We start from the raw sequence: 20593 nt of genomic DNA on the forward strand, positions 1-20593 counted from the left end.
GAACGATTGAGCACGGCCGAGTGAAGACGCCGCGGATTCTGCGGTCGGCATCGCTGCGCACCCGGGTGGCCGTCGCGGCGGGCGCGGCCGCAGCTGCCGTCGTCGCCGCGTTCCTGGTCCTCACGTCGGTGGTGTTGGCGAACAACGATGCGGCCCAACTCGATCGCCGGCTCGACTCGATCATCGACGCCAGCTTGTTCCCCGATCAGAGCCAAGATGTACGCCGCGAGGTGTTGACGACTGGCCGGTCGCGGTCGACGGGGCAGGTGGTGTTCCAGCGCGGTCTGCAGCTGCCGCCGCTGCCGCCCGGCACCGCGACCGTCGAGGTCAACGGCGTCGAGTACCGCGTACGCACGATTGTGCTGAACCAGGACGGTGGGGTGTTGATGTCGGTCGGTATCCGAGCCGACAGTATCCTGTTGAGCCCCAACAGGATTCCGCTCTACACCGGTGTCGGAGTCCTGACCGTCCTGGTGGCGGCGGGGTTGGGCTGGCTGCTGGCGGGGCCCGCGGTGCGCCCGCTGCGGAGGCTCACCGAACACACCAAGAAGCTCGGCAGGGACAGCACCGACATGCCGGAGGTACACGGTGTGCGCGAAGCCGAGGACCTCTCCGAGGCGATGTCGGGAATGCTCAAGCGGTTGGCCGCCGCGCAGCGGGCCACCACGAATTCCCTTCAGGCCGCGCAGGATTTCGCCGCCAACGCCGCACACGAGCTGCGCACCCCGCTGACCGCGATGCGTGCCGACATCGACACGTTGCGCATCCACGACCTGCCCGCCGATGAGCGCGACGAGGTGGTGCAGGACCTTTCGCGGGCCCAGCGCAGGGTCGAGGCCATCATCACCGCGCTCGGTCAGCTCGCCTCGGGCCAACTCGCACGCACCGAAGACCGCGAACTCATCGACGTGGCAGAACTGTTGGACCGGGTGGCGCGCGAGAACGCCCGCGCCCGCGGCGCGGTCGAGATCGAGGTGCAAGCCGACGACGACCTCGGCACCATCTGGGGCTGGCCGGGTGGCCTGCGATTGGCGGTGGACAACCTGCTGCGCAACGCGATCGCCCACGGCAGGGCGAGCCGCATCGTGCTGGCGGCGCATCGGATGAACGGGACGATGACGATCGTCGTCGACGACAACGGCTGCGGCCTGCCGGCCGACGAGCACGAGACCGTGCTCGGCCGGTTCTCCCGCGGCAGCACCGCAGCACCCGGCGGTTCGGGTCTCGGGCTCGCCCTGGTGGCCCAGCAGGCCGCGTTGCACGGCGGCCACATCGAGCTCTCCGACGGTCCGCTCGGCGGCCTGCGCGCGACGCTGACGGTGTCAGCGGCGACTCATGACCAGGATCCCGGCGCGCCAGCCGAGTAACAGCACCGCTGTCGCAATCGAGGCCACCACAACGAAACTCGGGGCCACACCGGCGGAGGTCAGCTTGCGCAGCAGCATCCCCACCACGATGGTGCACACCCACACTGCGACCCCGGTCGGGGCCAGCGAGTAGGGCCGCCGCCATCCGAGGGAGAGCAGCCAGCCGGCGAGGGCACCCGTCACGAACGGCCATGCGGTCTCGGCGATGCCGGCGAGGTTCAGGCCCTCCTGGTGGCTGCGCCGTCCGATCGCGGCGAACACGATCAGGCAGACGACATCGGTGGCAAGGGCCGTCAGCACGGGGGTCTGTTCGCGGCTATCGATCGGCATATGCCATCACGTCCAATTGCAGTGGCATGGCGCTCTTTTCGTCACGACCGGCGAAGCCGGGCTGAAGTCTCGCGGTTCCTCCCTCGAACAGGGGGCCGATGACATCGTCATCCTCGACGATTCGCGCGTCGAGCCGAAACGCGTCGAAAACGAACGGCAATCCGTTCGAGGCCAGCGGGTCCGGGGAGCTCATCACCTGGAAGTGCAGGTGCGGTGCGGTGGTGTTGCCGGTGTTGCCGACCTTTCCGATCACCTGGCCCGCGGTCAGCCGGTCGCCTGGCTTGACCGCGATGGTGCCCGTCTTGATGTGCGCGTAGAGCGCGTAGTTCCCGTCGCCGAGATCCTGCACGACGTGGTTGCCTGCGTACTGGTTCAGTGGTAGGCCAGTCGGGTTGCGGCCGGGCACCTGTTCGGGAAGGCCGTCGAGCACCGCGACCACCGGACCGTCGCCCGCGGCGTGGATGTCGGCGCCGAAGTAGGCGAAGCTCTCCAGTTTGGACGCGTTGCCCGTGACCAGCCGTCCGTCGGGAGCGAGTTGTACGTAGTCGATCGCAAACCGTTCCGCGGCCCACAACCGGCCGTTGAGGGGGTTGAGCGCGGTGCGGTGATCGCTGGTTGCGCAGCACCCGCCACCGTCGACCCAGCCCGGTCCCGCCAACGGGGGGCGAAGGACGACCGGCTCGCGGGGTTGCACGTCGACCGGCGCGATGTCAACGGTCTGGTCGGCGGGAAAGAGCGGTTCCATCGGGTCGGGGTTGCTCAACGTGACGGCGTGGGTGAGCCGGGTCGGCATCTGCGCGTCGTCGTCGAGGGCGACGTCGAATAACACGACCGCCGTCTGCGCCGGCCCGATTGTGGTTGTGGGGCTTGGGGTTCCAAGTATCCGGGTCCACTGCGCCAACTGGTCGTCTCCGAGGTCGAGCAGGACGACATCACGGTCGAGCACGGTGATCGACTTCAGGCTCAGCTGGTTGGGCAGCGTATTGGTCAGGGTGATCTCGTACACCAGATGTTTCTTGCCGTCCGTGGCGCGCACCGGCACGGGCTGGCTGATCGCGTCGCCGACGATCGGGGTCGCCACTGACGGGGCGGGGCCGCGCCGTGGTCCTTGAGGCGGGGGCGAGGCCGTCGTCGTCGTTTCCGGCGACGACTCGGTCGGCGATGTCAGTTCGGCCGGCTGCATGGCCGGCGAACAGGCGGCGATCAGTGCCGCGGCACCGAGGACGGCTACGGCTGGTCGGCGCATGCGTCGGGGTCGACGTCGGTCTCGGTGCGGAACATGAAGAAGAACACCACCCATCCGATTGCCGCAATGAAGATCCAGCTGACGAGCCGATAGATCAGCATCGCGGAGATCGCCGAGGCCAATGTCATCCCGCTCGACACCAGGCCGGGCACCAGCACCGCCTCCACGACGAGCAACCCGCCGGGCATCAGCGGGATCGAGCCGACCGCGCGGGCGGCGACGTAGGCGACGATCACGCCCAAAAGCGACGGTTTGCCGCCCGCCGCGAAGCACGCGAACAGGAGCGTCCCGACGCCGGTGACCAACGTGAACATCGACCAGGTGAACGCGATGGACAGCTGGCGCCGGCTCAGCTTCACCGACTCGAGCTGCGCCAGCGTCTCGCGCCATTTGCTCAGGCCGTTGTGGGCGGGTTTCGCGCGCACGTAGTTGACCCACGACAGCACCCGCACACCGATGCCGTCGAGCAGATCCGGCCGGGAGGCCACCGCCTGCGCCAGCACGATCAGCATGACGAAACCGGCCAGTGTGAAGATCAACGAGAACGGGTTGTGCTTTGCCCCCAGGAAGAACGCGCTGCCGAGCCCCAGCAGCGCCAGGCTGATCACCTGCAGCGCCCCGGACATCACCAGCTGCCAGGAGGCGATGACCGGCGTCGCGCCCCAGAGGCGCTGCTGTCGGTAGATGAATGTCGCCGAGAGCACCGGTCCCCCGGGAAGCGTCGTGCTCAGCGAGTTGCCCGCATAGAACGCGGCCTGCGAACGCCATTGCCGCACCGGGACTTCCGCCGACCGCAGCAGCTTGCGCTGGATGTCGCCGAAGAAGTGCATTGAGGCCATTGCCGCGCCCACGGCGGCCAGCACCCACCACCAGTCCGCGGTGTAGAGGCTGTGCCAGGCCTTGGCGAGTTGATCCCACACCAGTCCGAGTTCGACGCTCAACACGATGGCCACGACGGTGAGGACAGCCCACCGCAGCCACCAATACCTGCTGCGGGTGGAGCGCCCCTGGCCGTGGGCCGCACTCGCAGGCGCGTCGTGTGCCACGGGGTAAGGGTAGTGCCTGGTGACGCCGTTTCCCGAGATCCGTCGCAGCAAGTGCCAGGCCGTTACGCTATCGGGATGCCTGGGGGCCCTTCTCTCGACGACGCGTCCGTCTCACCTCTCGTTCGCAAGGGCGCCGCCTGGTCGTGGCGCCTGCTGGTCATCCTCGGCGCCATCGTCGCCCTGCTGTGGGTGTTCAAACGGCTGGAGATCATCGTGGTGCCGGTCGCGCTCGCGACGATTTTGGCGGCTCTGCTGATGCCCGCGGTCGACTTCCTCGACCGCCGCGGGGCGCCCCGGGCCGGGGCGGTGGCGCTGATGCTGCTCAGCGGTTTTGCCGTGGTCGGGGGGATCCTGTCGTTCGTCGTCACGCAGTTCATCGAGGGCGCCCCGGAGCTCACTCAGCAGGTCAGCCGCAGTATCGACGGCATTCGTAACTGGTTGATCGACGGCCCGCTACACCTGAGCCGGGAGCAGATCGACAACGCGGGCAACGCCGCGATCGAGGCCCTGCAGAACAATCAGGAGAAGGTGACAACCGGCGCGCTCTCGACCGCCGGAACGGTGACCGAGATCGTGACCGGTGCCGTGCTGGTGTTGTTCACCCTGATCTTCCTGCTGCAGGGCGGCCGCAACATCTTCGCGTTCGTCACCATGATCTTCCCCGCCCACGTGCGCGACCGGGTGCGCGACGCGGGCCGGGCGGGCTTCCACTCGTTGATCGGATACGTGCGCGCCACCTTCCTGGTCGCGCTCGTCGACGCCGTCGGCATCGGGACCGGCCTGGCGATCATGGGGGTGCCGCTCGCGCTGCCGCTGGCCTCGTTGGTATTCCTCGGCGCGTTCATCCCGCTGGTCGGTGCCGTCGTGGCGGGTGCACTCGCGGTGGTCGTCGCGTTGATCGCCAAGGGTTTCATCTACGCGCTGATCACCCTCGGTCTGGTCATCGCAGTACAGCAGCTCGAAGGTCACGTGCTGCAGCCGTTGGTGATGGGCCGCGCGGTCTCGATCCATCCGCTCGCGATCGTGTTGGTGATCGCGGGCGGCGGTGTGCTCGCGGGCATCGTGGGCGCGCTGCTGGCGGTGCCGGTGCTGGCATTCCTCAACAGCGCGGTGCGGGTTCTGACGGCGCGCGATCCGGAGGCCGAGCAGGAAGCACTCGAGTCCGATGACGGACCGTTGGTCAAGGCCGAATCAGACGACGTGGACTGAACTTTCGCCGTCCGTCCTACAGACGGCCTTCGCGCCGCAGCAGGTCCTGAGCGCTGACACCGCCACGGGGCTGCCGCTCGGCGTCCTGGGGTGTGTTGAGCTTCTCGGTCGCCGCTTCGGCGTCGCCGCCCTGCTTACCGGCTTGCCGGCCCGGGGTGGGGATGGCCGTCGTCTTGTCAGGATCCTGCGTCGCGTCCGGATCCGGGTCCTGCGGGTGTGACCGCGGCGTCGGGATCGCCGTCGTCGGCTCGTTTCCGGGCGTCGGAGGCGCGACGCGCGCGCGCTGGCCCCGGCCTTCCGGCGGGGTTCCGACCGGCATCGCGCGGGTGGGTTCGGCCGACGGGCGTTGCGGAGCGGGCGCGGGCGGGGCGGGCGGTGTGCCGGTGCCCCGCAGTTCACCGAGCCAAGACTCGATCTCGCGTTCCTCGCGCTGCGGACGTCCGGCACCCGGTCGCGGAGCCGCCGGCGTGGGCGGTGCGGGCGGTGGTGTCGGCCGTGCAGCCTGGCGCGCCGAAGCGGCGGCGTTGCTCACCGCGTTCCGCACGGCGTTCTTCGCCATCGACAACCGCGTGGTCTGCGGCTCGTCGGACGGCGCCTCCTGCGGCGGCGTGGTGGTGCTGGGAATGCGCGTCGTACCCGTCGCGGACGGAACCCGCTGCGGCACCGCTGCGCGGGTGGCGCCGGCACGCGACGGGCCTGCGACCGCCGGATGCGTCGGATCGTGCGGCGGACGGGGTCGAGGCGGAACCGGTGCGCCGGCACCGACCAGCGCCTCGGGATCCTCGGGGGCCTCCCGCACCGCGGGCCGCCTGCGCTCATCGGGCAGCTCGGTCTCGCCGAGCCCCAACCGCTCCTGGATCCGTTTCATCCATCGCGGCGCCCACCAGCAGTCATCGCCGAGAAGCTTCATCACCGCGGGCACGAGGAACATCCGGACGATGGTGGCGTCGAGCAACAGCGCGATCAGCAGACCGAACGCCAGGTACTTCATCATCACCAGGTCGGAGAACACGAACGCCCCGGCAACGACGGCGAGCACCAACGCGGCACCGGTGATCAACCGGCCCGTCGTCGCGGTGCCGACGCGGATGGCTTCGGCGGTGGACAGCCCGCGCTCGCGCGCCTCGACCATGCGGGAGACCAGGAACACCTCGTAGTCGGTCGACAGACCCCAGATGACCGCGATGATCAGACCGATCATCGGCGCCATCAGCGGCTGCGGCGTGTAGTTCATGACGCCGGAGCCGTGGCCCTCGACGAACATCCACGTCAACACGCCCATCGTCGAACCCAGGGTGAGCGCACTCATCACGGCGGCCTTGATCGGCAACACCACCGATCCGAACGCCAGGAACATCAGGATCGTCGTCGTGACGATGAGGATGGTCACCATCAGCGGCAGCTTGTCGAACAGGCTGTGGATGCTGTCCTGCTCCAACGCCGGTGTTCCGCCGACAGAGATAGACAGACCGCGCGGCGGCACGATCGAACGGAGCTCCTCGACCTTCTTGGCCGCGTCGTTGCGGTTGACGAGGCCGTTCTGGATGACCTGGACCGAGGGGTCTTTCGAGCCGCCCTCCTGGTACGGGCGCGGCTGCCACATCTTGGTCGGGTCGTCCTCGGGCTGGATGAACCCGGGGATCATCATCGCCTTGTTGCGGATCTCCGCGACCTGTTGGTCGGTGACCGGGTCGCCGTTGTCGCTCTCGATCACCAACGTCAGCGGTTCGGTGCGGAAGCCGGGGAACGACTTGTCGAACGCCTCCTGCGCCTGGCGCACGGAGTTGTCCGGCGGCAGGTACTTCTCGCTGATGCCGCCGAGCGACAACTGCCCCAGCGGGATGATCAACAGGATCATCACGATGACGATCGGTGCGGCGAACGCGATCGGCCGTTTCATCACTCGGTTGACGAGCTTGCCCCAGAAACCCTTCTCGACCTCGGCACGCGTCTTGGTCTTCTGAGTCTTCTCCGCCAACCAGTTCAGCCACCACACCGTCGGCTTACGGACCAGCGGGCTCATGCTCGCGGCCGAGAGCACCGTGATGGTGCCGGCCACGAAGATCGCGATGGCCAGCAGCAGATAGAAGATTCCCGTGCCGAGCGTGTCCTTGGCGGTGAACAGGCCGTAGAAGATCCAGGCGAACGAGCCGATGTAGCCGAGCGCCAGGCCCAGCAGGGCGTAGTTGGCGCCCTTGTCGTAGCTGCGTTTGATCTGTGCCCTGGCGATGTGGCCGACGGGGATCGCGGCGAACGGTATGAGCACGCCCAGCGGGATCGACGCGATCGCCAGCGGATTCGTGCGGTCGGTGGTCTCCGCCGGAGACGGGGTCGGGTAGGGGTTGGTGAACCGCAGCAGGGTGCGCACGCCGAGCGCGTCGACGCGCGCACCGAGAATGCCCAGGGCCGCGGCCAGCACCGTCACCGACAGGATCGCGGCCAACATGACGGAGGCGATGATCGCGTAGGTGATCGACTTCAGGAAGCCCTGCGGGAACAGCAGCAGCGGCACCGAGGACGCCACCAGGATCACCGCGGAGAACATGATCGTGCGACCCGAGGTCATCACCGTGCGCCGGACCGCGGCCTCGGTGTCGTAGCCCTCGGCGATCTCCTCGCGGAACCGGCTGACCATGAACAGGCCGTAGTCGACCGCGATGCCGAGGCCCATCAGCGTCACCACCGGCTGGGCGAAGAAGTGCACCGGCATGAACTCGGCGAACAGGCGCATGATGCCCAGCGCGCCGGCGATCGTCAGGCCGCCGATCACGCCGGGGAGGGCCGCGGCGACGACACCGCCGAACACGAAGAACAACACCACACAGACCAGCGGAATGGCCGCGACCTCGGCGCGGCGCTGGTCCTCACCGATGCTGCCGGTCAGCTCGCTGGCCAGCGGGTTGAGGCCGGCCAGTTCGATGCGCCCGCCGTTGAGTTGCTGCAAGTCCGGTTCGACGGCCTGGTAGTTCTTCAGGATCTCGTCGTCGGTGTCGCCCTTGAGGGGGATGCTGACGAAGGTTCTCGACAGGTCGCTGGTCTTCATCTGCTGAACCGTCGCGCTCGCGGCGTCGGGCGCCCGCAGCCAGCCGACCCAGCTCACCACCTGGTCGGGATGGTCCTTGACGAAATCGTCGAGCTCACCGACCACATCACGCTGCCACTTCGGGTTGTCGACCTTCTCCCCGTCGGGCGGAGTGAGGATCGCCACAACGTGGCTGGTCCGGTCGCGGCCGAACGCCTCGTCGGCGACCACCGAGGCGTGCACCGATTGGCTGCCCTCGTCGTAGAAGCCGCTCTGGGTGACGTGGCTGCCGAGGCTGATCCCGTAGATGCCGCCACCGAGGCAGAGCGCGACCATGACGCCGATGACGATGTATCGATATCGGTACACCGTTCGACCCCACCAGGCGAACACGTAAGCTCCTTACTCGATTCTCTCGAAGTCGATGGCGACCTCTCAGCGGTTCAGTTGTTGACCCGCGAGGTCAATAGCGAGGACAGCGGCCGGAACGGCTGCAACCATGCCCCCTGCTCGGGCAGCGAATCGAGCCCGATTCGCGGTAACGGTTCCCGGAAAACACCAGGGATGTCCTCCAGGTCGACGAACTCCAAGGTATCCGACGCTAGCGCCCAGCTCGCATGTTCGCGAAATCCGAGCACCTGGACCGGGATGCCGTCGCGGGCGATCTCCTCCAGCGGCAGTTTGAAGGCCTGCCCATCGGCGGAAGCCACCAGCAGGCCGGCCAGACCCTCGCCGCGGCGCAGCGCGATGTGATCCAGCATGTCGCTGTCGACGTCGCTGTCCTCGTCGATCTTCGGCTTGGCGAAGACCGCGAACCCCACGTTACGCAAGGCCTCGACCCACGGCCGGACGACGTCGGCGCTGCCAGGGGCGATGTTGGTGAAGACGGTGGCCTCCGGCTCCAACGAGACGTCGGGCCGATCGGCCGACAGTTCGGCGGTGCGCGCCAGCAGCCAGCGGCCCAGCGCGTCGAACCGGGGCCGGTGCGCGGCGGTCGGCCTGCCGCCGAGGATCGACCCGAGCCCCATGTCGAGGTTCGGCGCGTCCCAGACCAGCAGCACGCGGGCCGTCGCTTCGACCGGCGGCGAGACCGCCTCGGGCGGCGCCACATCTTCTATATGCCCGATGTCTTCAGTGAGGCTCATGCGCTCATCACGCCTTCTCCCACAGCAGTTCGGCGACAGCGCTACCGGCGTGCTGCGCCTTTCCCTCGTACTTGGTGACCGGCCGTTCGACGGAGATCGGTAGCGCGTCGGAGGGGCTCACCCGGCGCAGGCGCGGCTCGGCGTCGCCGACCTCGGCGATGTGTTCGGCGTAACCGGCGTGGTCGGTCGCGGCGTGGAACACACCGCCGGGCCGCAGTCGGTCGGCGATCAGGCCCACGGTCGCCGGTTGCAGCAGCCGGCGCTTGTGGTGGCGGGCCTTGGGCCAGGGGTCGGGGAAGAACACCCGGACACCGGTCAGCGACTCGGCGCCGAACATGTGCTGCAGCACGTCGACGCCGTCGCCGCGGACCAGCCGGATGTTGGTCACGTCCTCGCGGTCGATCGCCGACAGCAGCTGGGCCAACCCGCGGCGGTACACCTCGACCGCGACGACGTCGAGGTGCGGTTCGGCCTTGGCCATCGCCAGTGTCGATGTTCCGGTTCCGCACCCGATCTCCACCACGACGGGCGCCGACCGGCCGAACCAGACCTCGGTGTCGATTCGCGGTGCAGGTGCGTCGCCTTCGCGGGCCTGCATGCCGATCTGTGGCCACAGCCGTTCCCACGTGGCCTGCTGCGCGGCGGTCAGCGTGGTGCGTCTGGTCCGGAAGCTTGTGACGCGGGGGAAGCGGTGCTGCTGGCCGGCCGGCGAATCGAAGCTTTCGGGTCCCGAAGTCGACCCCTCGGCGACGTCGGGCCCGGACACATGCATTTGTCCATGGTGGCTCATCAAGGGTCGAGTACCCGCATCGTGGTACAGATTGATACCCAACAGTTGCCTTCGGCTGGTATCGGCGGCTATCCCCAAGCGCAGACGCGGCCGCTCCCACGACGCCCACTGAGGTGTCACGATCGTCGAAGGCGGAGTATGTCCCGCTCACGACAGGGGAAGGTCACCAGATTTTCGTCGACGCGCTGCTGCACATCTGCCAAGACAGCCGTGATCCGGGGCTGACGTCGATCACCAGGCGACTCTGCGCGCCGACGCGGGTCTCGGTGCGCGGCCGAAGCGGCGTGGGCTGCGCGACCGTCGCGGCGGCGTTGACGGCCGCGGGCGTGGAGGTGGTAGCCGACGGTGCCGCCGACATCGACGTGTTGGTGATCGCCGAAGCGCTCAAACCCGAGGACCGGGCGGTCCTCGACACGTCCGGTAGGCCCACCGTCGTCGTTCTCAACAAGGCCGACCTCTCGGGCTTCGGCGCGGCCGGGCCGATGGCGCTGGCGCACCACCGCGCCGCGCAGTGTCGCGCGCTGACCGGCGCGCCGACGGCGCCGATGGTCGCGCTGCTCGCCCGCACGGAACTCACCGGCGACCTGATCGATGCGCTGCAGACGATGCGCACCGAACCGGCCGACCTGTCGTCGACCGACGCGTTCGTCGAGGCGCCGCACCGGTTGCCCCGCGAGGTGCGCGAGCGGCTGCTGACCGTGCTCGACCGGTTCGGCATCGCCCACGCGGTGCTCGCGCTGGACCGCGGTGTCGGCCGCGACGCACTGCCGAGCCATCTGCGCAGGCTCAGCCGAGTCGACCGGGTCGTCGAGCACATCGAGGCGGCGGGCGCACCGCTGCGGTATCGGCGGCTCCGAACCGCGGTGACCCAATTGCGCGCGCTGGCAACACAATCGGACGACGCACGGCTGGCCGAGCTGGTGGTGAGTGACGACGCCGTCCTCTCGGTGATGACGGCGGCGGTCGATGTCGTCGAGGCCGCGGGTGCGCACGTCGACCGCGGCGACGACGCGGACTCGCACCTGCGTCGCGCCGTGCGCTGGCGGCGCTACGGCGACGGCCCGGTCAACGCGCTGCACCGCGCTTGCGCCGCCGACATCACCCGGGGATCGCTGCGCCTGCTGGGGCGGTCGCGGTGACGGCGGACGTGACGAGCGCCGGTCAACGCGCGGCGGCCGATGCGGTGGTCGCGGCCATCGAACCGGCACTGGCCCCGCCGGCGGTACGCGCCCGCGACGTCGTGCTGGTGACGGGTCCGTGGTTGGCGGGGACGACGAGCGTGGTGGAGGTGCTTCGCGAGCGGATACCCGAGCACACGTTCGTCGAGGCCGAAGAGATCGGCCAGGCCGATGCGCCCGCGGCGGTGGTGTTCGTCGTCTCCGCGGTGTCTGAATTAAGCGAATCCGACTGTCAGCTCGTCGATCTGGTCGCGCGCAACACCGACCTGGTGGTCGGTGTGGTGTCGAAGATCGATACGCACCGCGGCTGGCGGGAGGTGTTGGCCGCCGACCGGACAGTGCTGGCCGACCGGTCGCATCGGTACGCCCACGTGCCCTGGGTGGGGGTGGCCGCGGCGCCGGATCTGGGTGAGCCACACGTCGACGAACTCGTGAGTGTGCTCCGGCGGCGGCTGGCCGATCCCGAGCTGACGCGGCGAAACCGGCTGCGCGCGTGGGAAACCCGGCTCGAGTCGGTGATCGACCAGTACCGCGCCGACGGCGACGGTGCCCACCGCCGCGCCCGCGTTGGGGCGCTGCACACGATGCGCGACGAGGTCGTGCGGAATCGTCGGGTGTCGAAGTCCGAACGCAACATCGCGCTGCGCAGCCAGGTCCAGCAGGCGCGTGTGCAGCTGGGCTACTTCGCGCGTAACCGCTGTTCGTCGGTGCGGGCCGAACTCGCCGAGGACGCCTCGACACTGAGTCGTCGGGCGCTCGGTGGTTTCGAGTCCCAGGTGCGCCAGCGCGCCGCCGAGGTGGTGGTGGAGGTCGACGACGGCATCACCGCGCATCTGGCCGATGTCGCGGCGCAACTCGGCTTTGCGGCCCCGCCGGTGCCCGAGGCTCCATCTGTTCCCGAAATCCCCTCGCCGCGGTTGAAGTCGCGACGATTGGAGAGGCAGCTGACGATGATCCTCGGCGCGGGCTTCGGCCTGGGGGTGGCGCTCGCGGTGACGCGGTTGTTCACGGGGTTGGCGCCCGGCCTGACCGTCGCGGGTCTGGTGTCGGGCGGACTCGTGGGGCTCGTGTTGACGGTGTGGGTGGTGGGGATCCGCGGTGTCCTGCAGGATCGGGGGGTGCTGGACCGCTGGTTGACGGAGGTGATCGGCACGGTCAGGTCGGCGGTGGAGGAGCGGGTCGCGACGCGGGTGCTGGCCGCCGAGAGCGCGATGACGTCGGAGTCGGCAGCTCGGGACGAACGTGAAGCGGCCATGACCTCGAAGCGGATCGCCGAGATCGACGCGGAGCTGCGCGAGCACGCGGTCGAAACGGCCCGTGCGGCCGCCGAGCGCGACCGGCGACTGCCGTCGTTGCAGCACGCGCTCGAGGCCGTTCGGGACGATCTGTACGGGCGTGCGGAACCGGCCCGCGGCACCGATGACGGCCGCAAACCGGACGGCGAAGCCGATTCCGAAGATTGACGCCCGTCAAGTTGTCGTACCCGATCGGCAAAACCCCTGTGAAGCGTGCTTCTGAATCGTTCCTGTGAGTGATCGGACACACTCCCGATTCACCGCAGCTTTGCCACCCGCGATAACCTCGGTATAGGGAAACCGCAGCGCCGCTCGTCCCTGTCTGGGTGGCGCACACGGAGCCTTGGGTCCTGGCAGCAACAGACACAGGAGATTTTCATGACCGCAGCGACCATCCCAGGTTTGGACACCGCACCGACGAAACACAAGGGTCTGCTCGCTTGGGTTCAAGAGGTCGCCGAGCTGACGCAGCCCGACCGCGTGGTGTTCGCCGACGGCTCTGACGAAGAGAACGCCCGGCTGTGCGAGCAGCTGGTGGCGGCGGGCACCTTCAAGAAGCTCAACGACGACAAGAAGCCGAACTCGTACCTCGCGCTGTCCGACCCCTCCGATGTGGCCCGCGTCGAGTCGCGCACCTACATCTGCACGGAGAAGGAGATCGACGCCGGCCCGACCAACAACTGGATGGATCCGGCCGAGATGCGCGGCATCATGACGGACCTCTACCGCGGCTGTATGCGCGGCCGGACTATGTACGTGGTGCCGTTCTGCATGGGCCCGCTCGGCGCCGAGGACCCCAAGTTGGGCGTCGAGATCACCGACTCCGAATACGTCGTCGTGTCGATGCGGACGATGACCCGCATGGGCAAGGCTGCGCTCGACAAGATGGGCACCGACGGCTTCTTCGTCAAGGCGCTGCACTCGATCGGCGCACCGCTTGAGCCCGGTCAGAAGGACGTGCCGTGGCCCTGCAACGAGACCAAGTACATCACCCACTTCCCGGAGTCCCGCGAGATCTGGAGCTACGGCTCGGGCTACGGCGGCAACGCGCTGCTGGGTAAGAAGTGCTACTCGCTGCGTATCGCCTCGGCGATGGCGCACGACGAGGGCTGGCTCGCCGAGCACATGCTGATCCTCAAGCTCATCTCGCCCGAGAACAAGTCGTACTTCGTCGCGGCGGCGTTCCCGTCGGCGTGCGGTAAGACCAACCTCGCGATGCTGCAGCCCACCATCCCGGGCTGGCGTGCCGAGACCATCGGCGACGACATCGCCTGGATGCGGTTCGGCAAGGACGGCCGCCTCTATGCCGTCAACCCCGAGTTCGGCTTCTTCGGCGTCGCGCCGGGCACCAACTGGTCGTCGAACCCGAACGCGATGAAGACCATCGAGGCCGGCAACACCGTGTTCACCAACGTCGCGCTGACCGACGACAACGACGTGTGGTGGGAAGGCCTCGAGGGCGATCCGCAGCACCTGGTCGACTGGAAGGGCCGCGACTGGACGCCGGACTCCGAAGAGAAGGCCGCGCACCCGAACTCGCGCTACTGCACCCCGATGTCGCAGTGCCCGACGCTGGCGCCCGAGTGGGACGACCCGCAGGGTGTGCCGATCTCGGCGATTCTGTTCGGCGCCCGCCGCAAGACGACGGTGCCGCTGGTGACGCAGGCCCGCGACTGGCAGCACGGCGTGTTCATCGGCGCCACGATGGGCTCCGAGCAGACCGCCGCCGCCGAGGGCAAGGTCGGCACCGTGCGCCGCGACCCGATGGCGATGCTGCCGTTCCTCGGCTACAACGTCGGCGACTACTTCGCCCACTGGATCGACATCGGCAAGCAGTCCGACGAGTCGAAGATGCCGAAGATCTTCTTCGTAAACTGGTTCCGCCGCGGCGACGACGGCCGCTTCCTGTGGCCGGGGTTCGGTGAGAACAGCCGCGTGATGAAGTGGGTCATCGACCGCATCGAGGGCCAGGCCAACGGGCGCACCACGCCGATCGGCACGGTGCCCACCGCCGAGGATCTGGATCTGTCCGGACTGGACGTCGACCCCGCCGACGTGGACGCCGCACTGGCGGTCAACGTCGACGAGTGGCGTCAGGAGATCCCGCTGATCGAGGAGTGGTTCGAGTTCGTCGGCGAGAAGCTGCCCACCGGCATCAAGGACGAGTTCGACGCGCTCAAGCACCGGTTGGAAGCCGAGTAACCCCGCGAGCGTGCGTGTTTGCACACGACACGCCGCCGAGATACGACACTCTGAGCACGCTCACCGCGCGGTGAGCGTGCTCAAGTGTTTGTAGCCCTTTCGCTCGATCCGATGGCGTCGAGGGTGTAAGCGCGCAACGCCTCGGCGTCGGCTTCCCAACGCCGGGTCGACCCTTCGATGTCGGTGACAGGAAGGTGACCACCCCGGAGGGTGCCGCTTCGCGCCCGCCATTCATCCAGCCACCGCCGCACCCCCATATGCTGCGGATTCATGCTCAGGCGGCGACGGCGGTGACGGACAAGATCGACCACTTGACACCTGTCAAGTCGGCACATCGTAGAGTCACCCCATGCAGATCCGCGAACATGCCGAGGCCACGCCCGACAAACCCGCCGTCATCATGCATCCCAGCGCCACGGTGGTGACGTTCGCCGAGCTCGAGGCGCGCGCGAACCGTCTGGCCCACCACTTCCGCCAGGCAGGCCTCGTGGAGGGCGACACCGTCGCCATGCTCATGGAGAACAACGAGCACTTCCACACCGTCATGTGGGCAGCGCGCCGCAGCGGCCTGTATTACGTACCGATCAACACGCATCTGACCGCCGCCGAAGCGGCGTACATCATCGACAACAGCAACGCCAAAGCCGTCGTCGGATCCGCGGCGCTGCGCAAGACGCTCGAGGGACTCGGCAGCGAGCTCTCAGGTGGGCTGCCCGAGCTGCTGCTCATCGCCGATGACGATCTCGACGGCTGGCAGCGCTACCCCGAATGCGTTGCCGACCACCCCGATACACCGATTGCCGACGAGATCGAGGGTGATCTGCTGCAGTATTCGTCGGGCACCACCGGGCGGCCCAAAGGCATCAAACGCGAGCTTCCGCACCTGTCCCCGGCCGAGGCGCCGGGGCTGATGACCCTGCTGGTCTCGGTATGGATGGAACCGGATTCGGTGTATCTGAGCCCCGCGCCGCTCTATCACACGGCTCCATCGGTGTGGTCGATGACGGTTCAGGCCGCCGGCTACACGACGGTGGTGCTGGAGAAGTTCGACCCGGAGGGCACCCTCGACGCCATCCAGCGCTACCGTGTCACGCACGGTCAGTTCGTCCCGGTGATGTTCACCCGGATGCTCAAACTGCCTGAGGCGGTGCGCAATTCCTACGACGTGTCCAGCCTCAAGCGGGTGATCCACGCCGCGGCACCGTGCCCCGTCGAGATCAAGAAGCAGATGATCGACTGGTGGGGCCCGATCATCGACGAGTATTACGCCTCGTCGGAGGCGCACGGTTCGACTCTGATCAGCGCCGAGGATTGGCTGGCCCATCCCGGCTCGGTCGGCAAGCCGATGGCCGGCAAACTGCACATCTGCGACGAGGACGGCAATGAGCTGCCTCCCGGTCAGGCGGGCGAGATCTACTTCGAGGGCGGCGTGCCGTTCGAGTACCTCAACGATCCGGAGAAGACGGCCAAGGCCCGCAACGAACGCGGGTGGGCGACGGTCGGCGACATCGGGTACGTCGACGAGGACGGTTACCTGTACCTGACCGACCGCAGGCACCACATGATCATCTCCGGCGGCGTGAACATCTACCCGCAGGAGGCCGAGAACATGTTGGTCATCCACCCGAAGGTGTTGGACGCGGCCGTGTTCGGCGTACCCGACGACGAGATGGGCCAGCGGGTCCACGGTGTGGTCCAGACCGTCAACCCGGCCGACGCCACCCCGGAATTCGCCGCCGAACTGATCGGCTGGCTGCGGGATCGGTTGGCGCACTACAAGTGTCCGCGGTCGATCACGTTCGAGACGCAGCTGCCGCGCACTGATACGGGCAAGCTGTACAAGCAGGAGCTGATCAAGAAGTACTCGTGACGCACGTCGAGTTGCCGTCGGGCATCGTCGTCGCGATCGAAACACCCGACGACGACGCCACTTTGACGCTGTCCGAGGACCGATCCGAGGACCGTCGCATCGTCACGGTGCCGTCGATATCGGACTCCCTCGACGAGGTCAAGCAGCGGTGTGCCCGATGGCCGCATGCCGCGGGTATCTGCGACGACGTCCTCCGCGCCGTCGACACCGCCGGCCCCGCCTTCCCCGGTGTCATCACCGAGTCGCTGGCGTACTCCACGCTGCAGGCGGGTCCGGAGTTCGCGCGCTGGCTCGCCGAGCGGGGACCGACCAGCGTCCCGCAGATCCCCGAACCCGTTGTGGCCGAACGCATCGGCGACACCTTGAATGTCCGGTTCAACCGGGTGCAGCGGCACAACGCGTTCTCCACCGACGCCCGGGGCGCGCTGCTGGAAGCGCTGGAGGTTGCTCGCGTCGACCCGTCGGTCACCGAGGTCGTCCTGTCCGGCAACGGGCCGTCGTTCTGCAGCGGTGGGGATCTCGCCGAGTTCGGCACCTTCGCCGATCCCGCGAGCGCGCACATCGCCCGGACCCGCCACAGCCCCGCGCTGGTGCTGTCCGAGCTCACGGCCCGCCTCGGCCAGGGGTGCCGCGCACGGGTACACGGTCACGTGCTCGGCAGCGGTCTGGAGATGGCGGCGTTCTGCGGCCGCGTCGAGTCGAGCCGCGACGCCGTGTTCGGATTGCCGGAACTGAGCCTCGGGCTGATTCCGGGTGCGGGTGGAACGGTGAGCGTGACCAGGCGGATCGGCCGCTGGCGCACCGCCTATCTGGTGTTGTCCGGCCGCACAATCGACGCACCAACCGCCCTGCGGTGGGGCCTGATCGACGCCATCGTGTGAGTTGGGTGCACTAACGATCGCTGCGCGACTGTTAGCGCACCGAAATCGCCGTCTAGCCCGACCGGCGCAGCGTCACCCGGTACGTGTACTGCTCCGGCAGGAAGTGGCTGACCGACAGCTCGACCGGACGCCCCTCGGCGTCGGAGTACAACCGGTCCACGCGCAGCATGGGATGTCCGGCCTCGCACCGCACGGCGTCGGCCACGACGCTGTCGGCGGGTGCGACCGTGATCGACTGTGCCGCTTCGATGATCGGCGCGCTCAGGTGCGGCTCGAGCAAACCGATCACCGTCTGAGTGCCGACCGCCCCGTCCGTCAGCTCCCGCGAGCCCGACACCGCCGCGGCCACCGCCGGCGCCAGGTGCACCGTCGTCAACACGAACGGCACCGCGGGGTCGGCGCCGTGCAACCGCCGGAACACCACGGTGTACACGATGTCGTCGTCGAGGCGGAGCCTGCTGGCCGCTTCGACGTCGACACGCCGCCGCAAGCCCTCGAGTACCTCCATGGTGGTGTCGTCGGACAGGCTCATCAGGTCGTCGATCGAGCCGAACTGTCGCAGGTACCGCCGTCCCGAACCGCTGGCGTACGTGCCGCGTCCCGGGACCCGGTACACCACGCCCTCGGCGACCAGGTCCTGAAACGCCCGCCGCACTGTCTGTCGAGATACCCGATGCGCGGCAACAAGTTCCGACTCAGTCGGCAGCCGAACCCCGCCGCGGTAGCGGCCGGCGGCGATCTCGTCACGCAGCTGGTCGCGAAGGGTCTGATACGCCGGCGCGGGCCGCATGGCCTACAGGCCGCCTCGCGCGACCAACTGCGAGGCGATGACGTTGCGCTGGATCTCGTTGGTGCCCTCGCCGACGATCATCAACGGTGCGTCGCGGAAATACCTTTCGACGTCGTACTCCGTCGAGTAGCCGTATCCGCCGTGGATGCGCACCGCATTCAGCGCGATCTCCATCGCGACCTCGGAGGCAAACAACTTCGCCATCCCGGCCTCCATATCGCAGCGCTCGCCGCTGTCGTAGCGTTCGGCGGCGTACCGCGTCAGTTGGCGGGCGGCGGTGAGCTTGGTGGCCATGTCGGCCAGATAGTTGCCGACGGACTGGTGCTTCCAGATCGGCTGGCCGAAACTCTCGCGTTCCTGGGCATACCGCAGCGCATCCTCCAACGCGGCCGTCGCCACGCCCAGCGCGCGCGACGCGACCTGAATCCGACCAGTCTCAAGGCCTTTCATCATCTGGGTGAAGCCCTTGCCGGGTTCCCCGCCGAGGACGGCCGACGCTGGCACGCGACAGTCCTCGAAGATCAGCTCGCACGATTCGACGCCCTTGTACCCGAGCTTCGGCAGGTCGCGCGACACCGACAATCCCGTCGTGCCCTGTTCGACGAGCACCACCGAGATGCCCGTGTGTCGGGGGGTGGCCGTCGGATCGGTCTTGCACAACAACGCGATCAGCCCCGACCGCCGCGCGTTTGAAATCCAGGTCTTCGAACCGTTGATGGTCAGGCCGTCACCCTCGGACGGCAGCGCCGTCGTCGACATGTTCTGCAGATCGGAACCGCCGCCCGGTTCGGTCAGCGCCATCGTCGCGCGGATCTCGCCCGTGGCCATTGCGGGCAGGTAGCGACTCTTCTGCTCCTCGGTGCCGAATAATCCCAGGAGCTTGGCGACGACGGTGTGTCCCCCCATCGCGCCGGCCAGGCTCATCCACCCGCGCGAGAGTTCCTGGGTCACTTCGACGTAGCACGGCATCGACACCGGCGACCCGCCGTACTCCTCCGGGATGGCCAGACCGTAGATGCCGATCTGCTTCATCTGTTCGATCCACGCCTCGGGATATTCGTTGGCGTGTTCGACGTCGCGCACTCGCGGTTTGACCTCGCGGTCGATGAAGGCCCGCACGGTGGCGACCAACATCGTCTCTTCCTCGTTCATGTACGGCCATATTGACACTTTGTGCGGCCCAATGCCAGAGTGGACATCCGTGAGCGGGCCGTACTTCGACGACCTGCGGGTCGGGCAGGTTTTCGACACCGCACCCTCGATGACGTTGACCTCGGGTGCGGCCGCCGTACACCAGTCGATCGTGGGTGACCGGCTGCGCCTCGCGCTTGACGGCGAGCTCGCGGCCGCCGTCACCGGTGCCACCGCCCCGTTGGCCCATCCGGCACTGGTGTGTGATGTGGCGATCGGTCAGACCACGCTGGTCACCCAGCGCGTGAAGGCCAATCTGTTCTACCGCGGACTGGTGTTTCACCGGTTTCCCGTCATCGGCGACACCTTGTTCACCCGCACCGAAGTGGTGGGGCTGAAGGAGAACTCGGTGAAACCAGGCCGGCCGCGCACCGGGCTGGCGGCATTGCGGATGACGACCGTCGACGATCTCGGGCGACTGGTGCTCGACTTTCACCGCTGCGCGATGCTGCCGCTGAGTGACGGCGCGGGCGACACCGGCCATGCCGACGATCTGTCGACGATCGGCGCCGAAACGCCGCCGCCGCCCGAACCGACGGCGGAGTGGGACGCCGAGGCTTACCGCGCGAAAGTCCCAGGGACACACTTCGACCCGGGCATCGCCGGCACTGTGCTGCGCAGCACCGCCGATGTGGTGAGCAGCGCACCCGAGCTGGCCCGGCTGACGCTGAACATCGCTGCGACACACCATGACTGGCGAGTCAACAACCGGCGACTGGTCTACGGCGGGCACACCATCGGGCTGGCGCTCGCCCAGGTCACCCGGCTGTTGCCCAACCTCGTGACCGTCCTTGGCTGGCAGTCTTGCGACCACACCGGGCCGGTGTACGAAGGCGACACGCTCTACAGCGAGGTGCAAGTCGAGCGTGCCGAGCCGCTGCCGGACGGCCGCGGTGGCGTGCTGACCCTGCGGTCGCTGGTGTGCGCGGTCGATGAACAGGACCGCAGCGTTCTGGACTGGCGATTCACCGCACTGCAGTTCTGAGCGTTCACCCCCCGCCGTCACGGGTTCGCGGCGAGGGGCAGACAAT

The 20593-nt window shown here is 68.1% G+C and carries 16 protein-coding genes; 8 read left to right on the plus strand and 8 right to left on the minus strand.

Annotated elements, in window-relative coordinates; genetic code table 11:
* The first annotated feature begins 20 nt into the window (after nt 1-20).
* Nucleotides 21-1367 (plus strand): HAMP domain-containing sensor histidine kinase, encoded by a 1347-nt coding sequence (locus A5650_RS25870; RefSeq protein ID WP_156744354.1) that lies wholly within the window; start codon nt 21-23, stop codon nt 1365-1367.
* Here A5650_RS25870 and A5650_RS25875 read toward each other — a convergent pair.
* The 3 genes from A5650_RS25875 to A5650_RS25885 are packed head-to-tail and all read right to left on the minus strand — an operon-like array spanning nt 1323 to nt 3989.
* Nucleotides 1323-1697, minus strand: coding sequence for a DUF3054 domain-containing protein (locus A5650_RS25875; RefSeq protein ID WP_067299022.1), 375 nt, complete (start codon nt 1695-1697; stop codon nt 1323-1325). The two genes, A5650_RS25870 and A5650_RS25875, sit on opposite strands and share 45 nt — an antisense overlap.
* Nucleotides 1684-2943 (minus strand): M23 family metallopeptidase, encoded by a 1260-nt coding sequence (locus A5650_RS25880; RefSeq protein ID WP_067299025.1) that lies wholly within the window; start codon nt 2941-2943, stop codon nt 1684-1686. Before A5650_RS25880 ends, A5650_RS25875 begins: the two co-directional genes overlap by 14 nt.
* Nucleotides 2925-3989, minus strand: a complete 1065-nt coding sequence (locus A5650_RS25885) for a lysylphosphatidylglycerol synthase transmembrane domain-containing protein (RefSeq protein ID WP_067299028.1) — start codon at nt 3987-3989, stop codon at nt 2925-2927. Before A5650_RS25885 ends, A5650_RS25880 begins: the two co-directional genes overlap by 19 nt.
* Nucleotides 3990-4064: 75 nt before the next feature.
* Here A5650_RS25885 and A5650_RS25890 point away from each other — a divergent pair, with 75 nt between their 5' ends.
* Nucleotides 4065-5198 carry an AI-2E family transporter gene (locus A5650_RS25890; RefSeq protein ID WP_067299030.1) on the plus strand — a complete coding sequence of 378 codons (1134 nt, stop codon included), beginning with the start codon at nt 4065-4067 and terminating at the stop codon, nt 5196-5198.
* A 16-nt stretch (nt 5199-5214) separates the two neighbouring features.
* Here A5650_RS25890 and A5650_RS25895 read toward each other — a convergent pair whose 3' ends face one another.
* The 3 genes from A5650_RS25895 to trmB are packed head-to-tail and all read right to left on the minus strand — an operon-like array spanning nt 5215 to nt 10155.
* A complete protein-coding gene (locus A5650_RS25895; RefSeq protein ID WP_067299032.1) occupies nt 5215-8613 on the minus strand; it encodes an MMPL family transporter in 3399 nt (1132 codons plus the stop codon).
* 50 nt (nt 8614-8663) lie between these two features.
* Complete coding sequence (locus A5650_RS25900) at nt 8664-9365, minus strand: NYN domain-containing protein (protein ID WP_067299034.1); 702 nt, start codon at nt 9363-9365, stop codon at nt 8664-8666.
* Between the two features lie 7 nt (nt 9366-9372).
* A complete protein-coding gene (gene trmB / locus A5650_RS25905; protein ID WP_067299036.1) occupies nt 9373-10155 on the minus strand; it encodes a tRNA (guanosine(46)-N7)-methyltransferase TrmB in 783 nt (260 codons plus the stop codon).
* 221 nt (nt 10156-10376) lie between these two features.
* Here trmB and A5650_RS25910 point away from each other — a divergent pair, with 221 nt between their 5' ends.
* The 5 genes from A5650_RS25910 (at nt 10377) to A5650_RS25930 (ending at nt 17581) form a co-directional block, all read left to right on the plus strand.
* Nucleotides 10377-11294, plus strand: a complete 918-nt coding sequence (locus A5650_RS25910) for a hypothetical protein (RefSeq protein ID WP_067299095.1) — start codon at nt 10377-10379, stop codon at nt 11292-11294.
* Nucleotides 11291-12796 carry a hypothetical protein gene (locus A5650_RS25915; RefSeq protein ID WP_067299038.1) on the plus strand — a complete coding sequence of 502 codons (1506 nt, stop codon included), beginning with the start codon at nt 11291-11293 and terminating at the stop codon, nt 12794-12796. Before A5650_RS25910 ends, A5650_RS25915 begins: the two co-directional genes overlap by 4 nt.
* Before the next feature lie 210 nt (nt 12797-13006).
* The gene (locus A5650_RS25920) at nt 13007-14830 is read left to right on the plus strand and encodes a phosphoenolpyruvate carboxykinase (GTP) (RefSeq protein WP_067299040.1); all 1824 of its coding nucleotides are present in this window, start codon (nt 13007-13009) and stop codon (nt 14828-14830) included.
* A 349-nt stretch (nt 14831-15179) separates the two neighbouring features.
* The gene (fadD4, locus tag A5650_RS25925; RefSeq protein WP_067299042.1) at nt 15180-16700 is read left to right on the plus strand and encodes a fatty-acid--CoA ligase FadD4; all 1521 of its coding nucleotides are present in this window, start codon (nt 15180-15182) and stop codon (nt 16698-16700) included.
* Complete coding sequence (locus A5650_RS25930; protein WP_067299044.1) at nt 16697-17581, plus strand: enoyl-CoA hydratase/isomerase family protein; 885 nt, start codon at nt 16697-16699, stop codon at nt 17579-17581. Before fadD4 ends, A5650_RS25930 begins: the two co-directional genes overlap by 4 nt.
* Nucleotides 17582-17633: 52 nt before the next feature.
* Here the strand turns inward: A5650_RS25930 and A5650_RS25935 are convergent, their stop codons facing one another.
* Together A5650_RS25935 and A5650_RS25940 are read right to left on the minus strand one after the other, a co-directional pair.
* Nucleotides 17634-18371, minus strand: a complete 738-nt coding sequence (locus tag A5650_RS25935) for a GntR family transcriptional regulator (RefSeq protein ID WP_067299047.1) — start codon at nt 18369-18371, stop codon at nt 17634-17636.
* A 3-nt stretch (nt 18372-18374) separates the two neighbouring features.
* Nucleotides 18375-19523, minus strand: a complete 1149-nt coding sequence (locus A5650_RS25940; protein ID WP_067299049.1) for an acyl-CoA dehydrogenase family protein — start codon at nt 19521-19523, stop codon at nt 18375-18377.
* A gap of 31 nt (nt 19524-19554) precedes the next feature.
* On the opposite strand from A5650_RS25940, the gene A5650_RS25945 reads away from it, so the two are divergent.
* Nucleotides 19555-20547, plus strand: coding sequence for a MaoC family dehydratase (locus A5650_RS25945; RefSeq protein WP_197501991.1), 993 nt, complete (start codon nt 19555-19557; stop codon nt 20545-20547).
* Nucleotides 20548-20593 lie beyond the last annotated feature (46 nt).

This window comes from Mycobacterium sp. 1164985.4 (assembly GCF_001668575.1).
In the GTDB taxonomy this organism is placed as follows: domain Bacteria; phylum Actinomycetota; class Actinomycetes; order Mycobacteriales; family Mycobacteriaceae; genus Mycobacterium.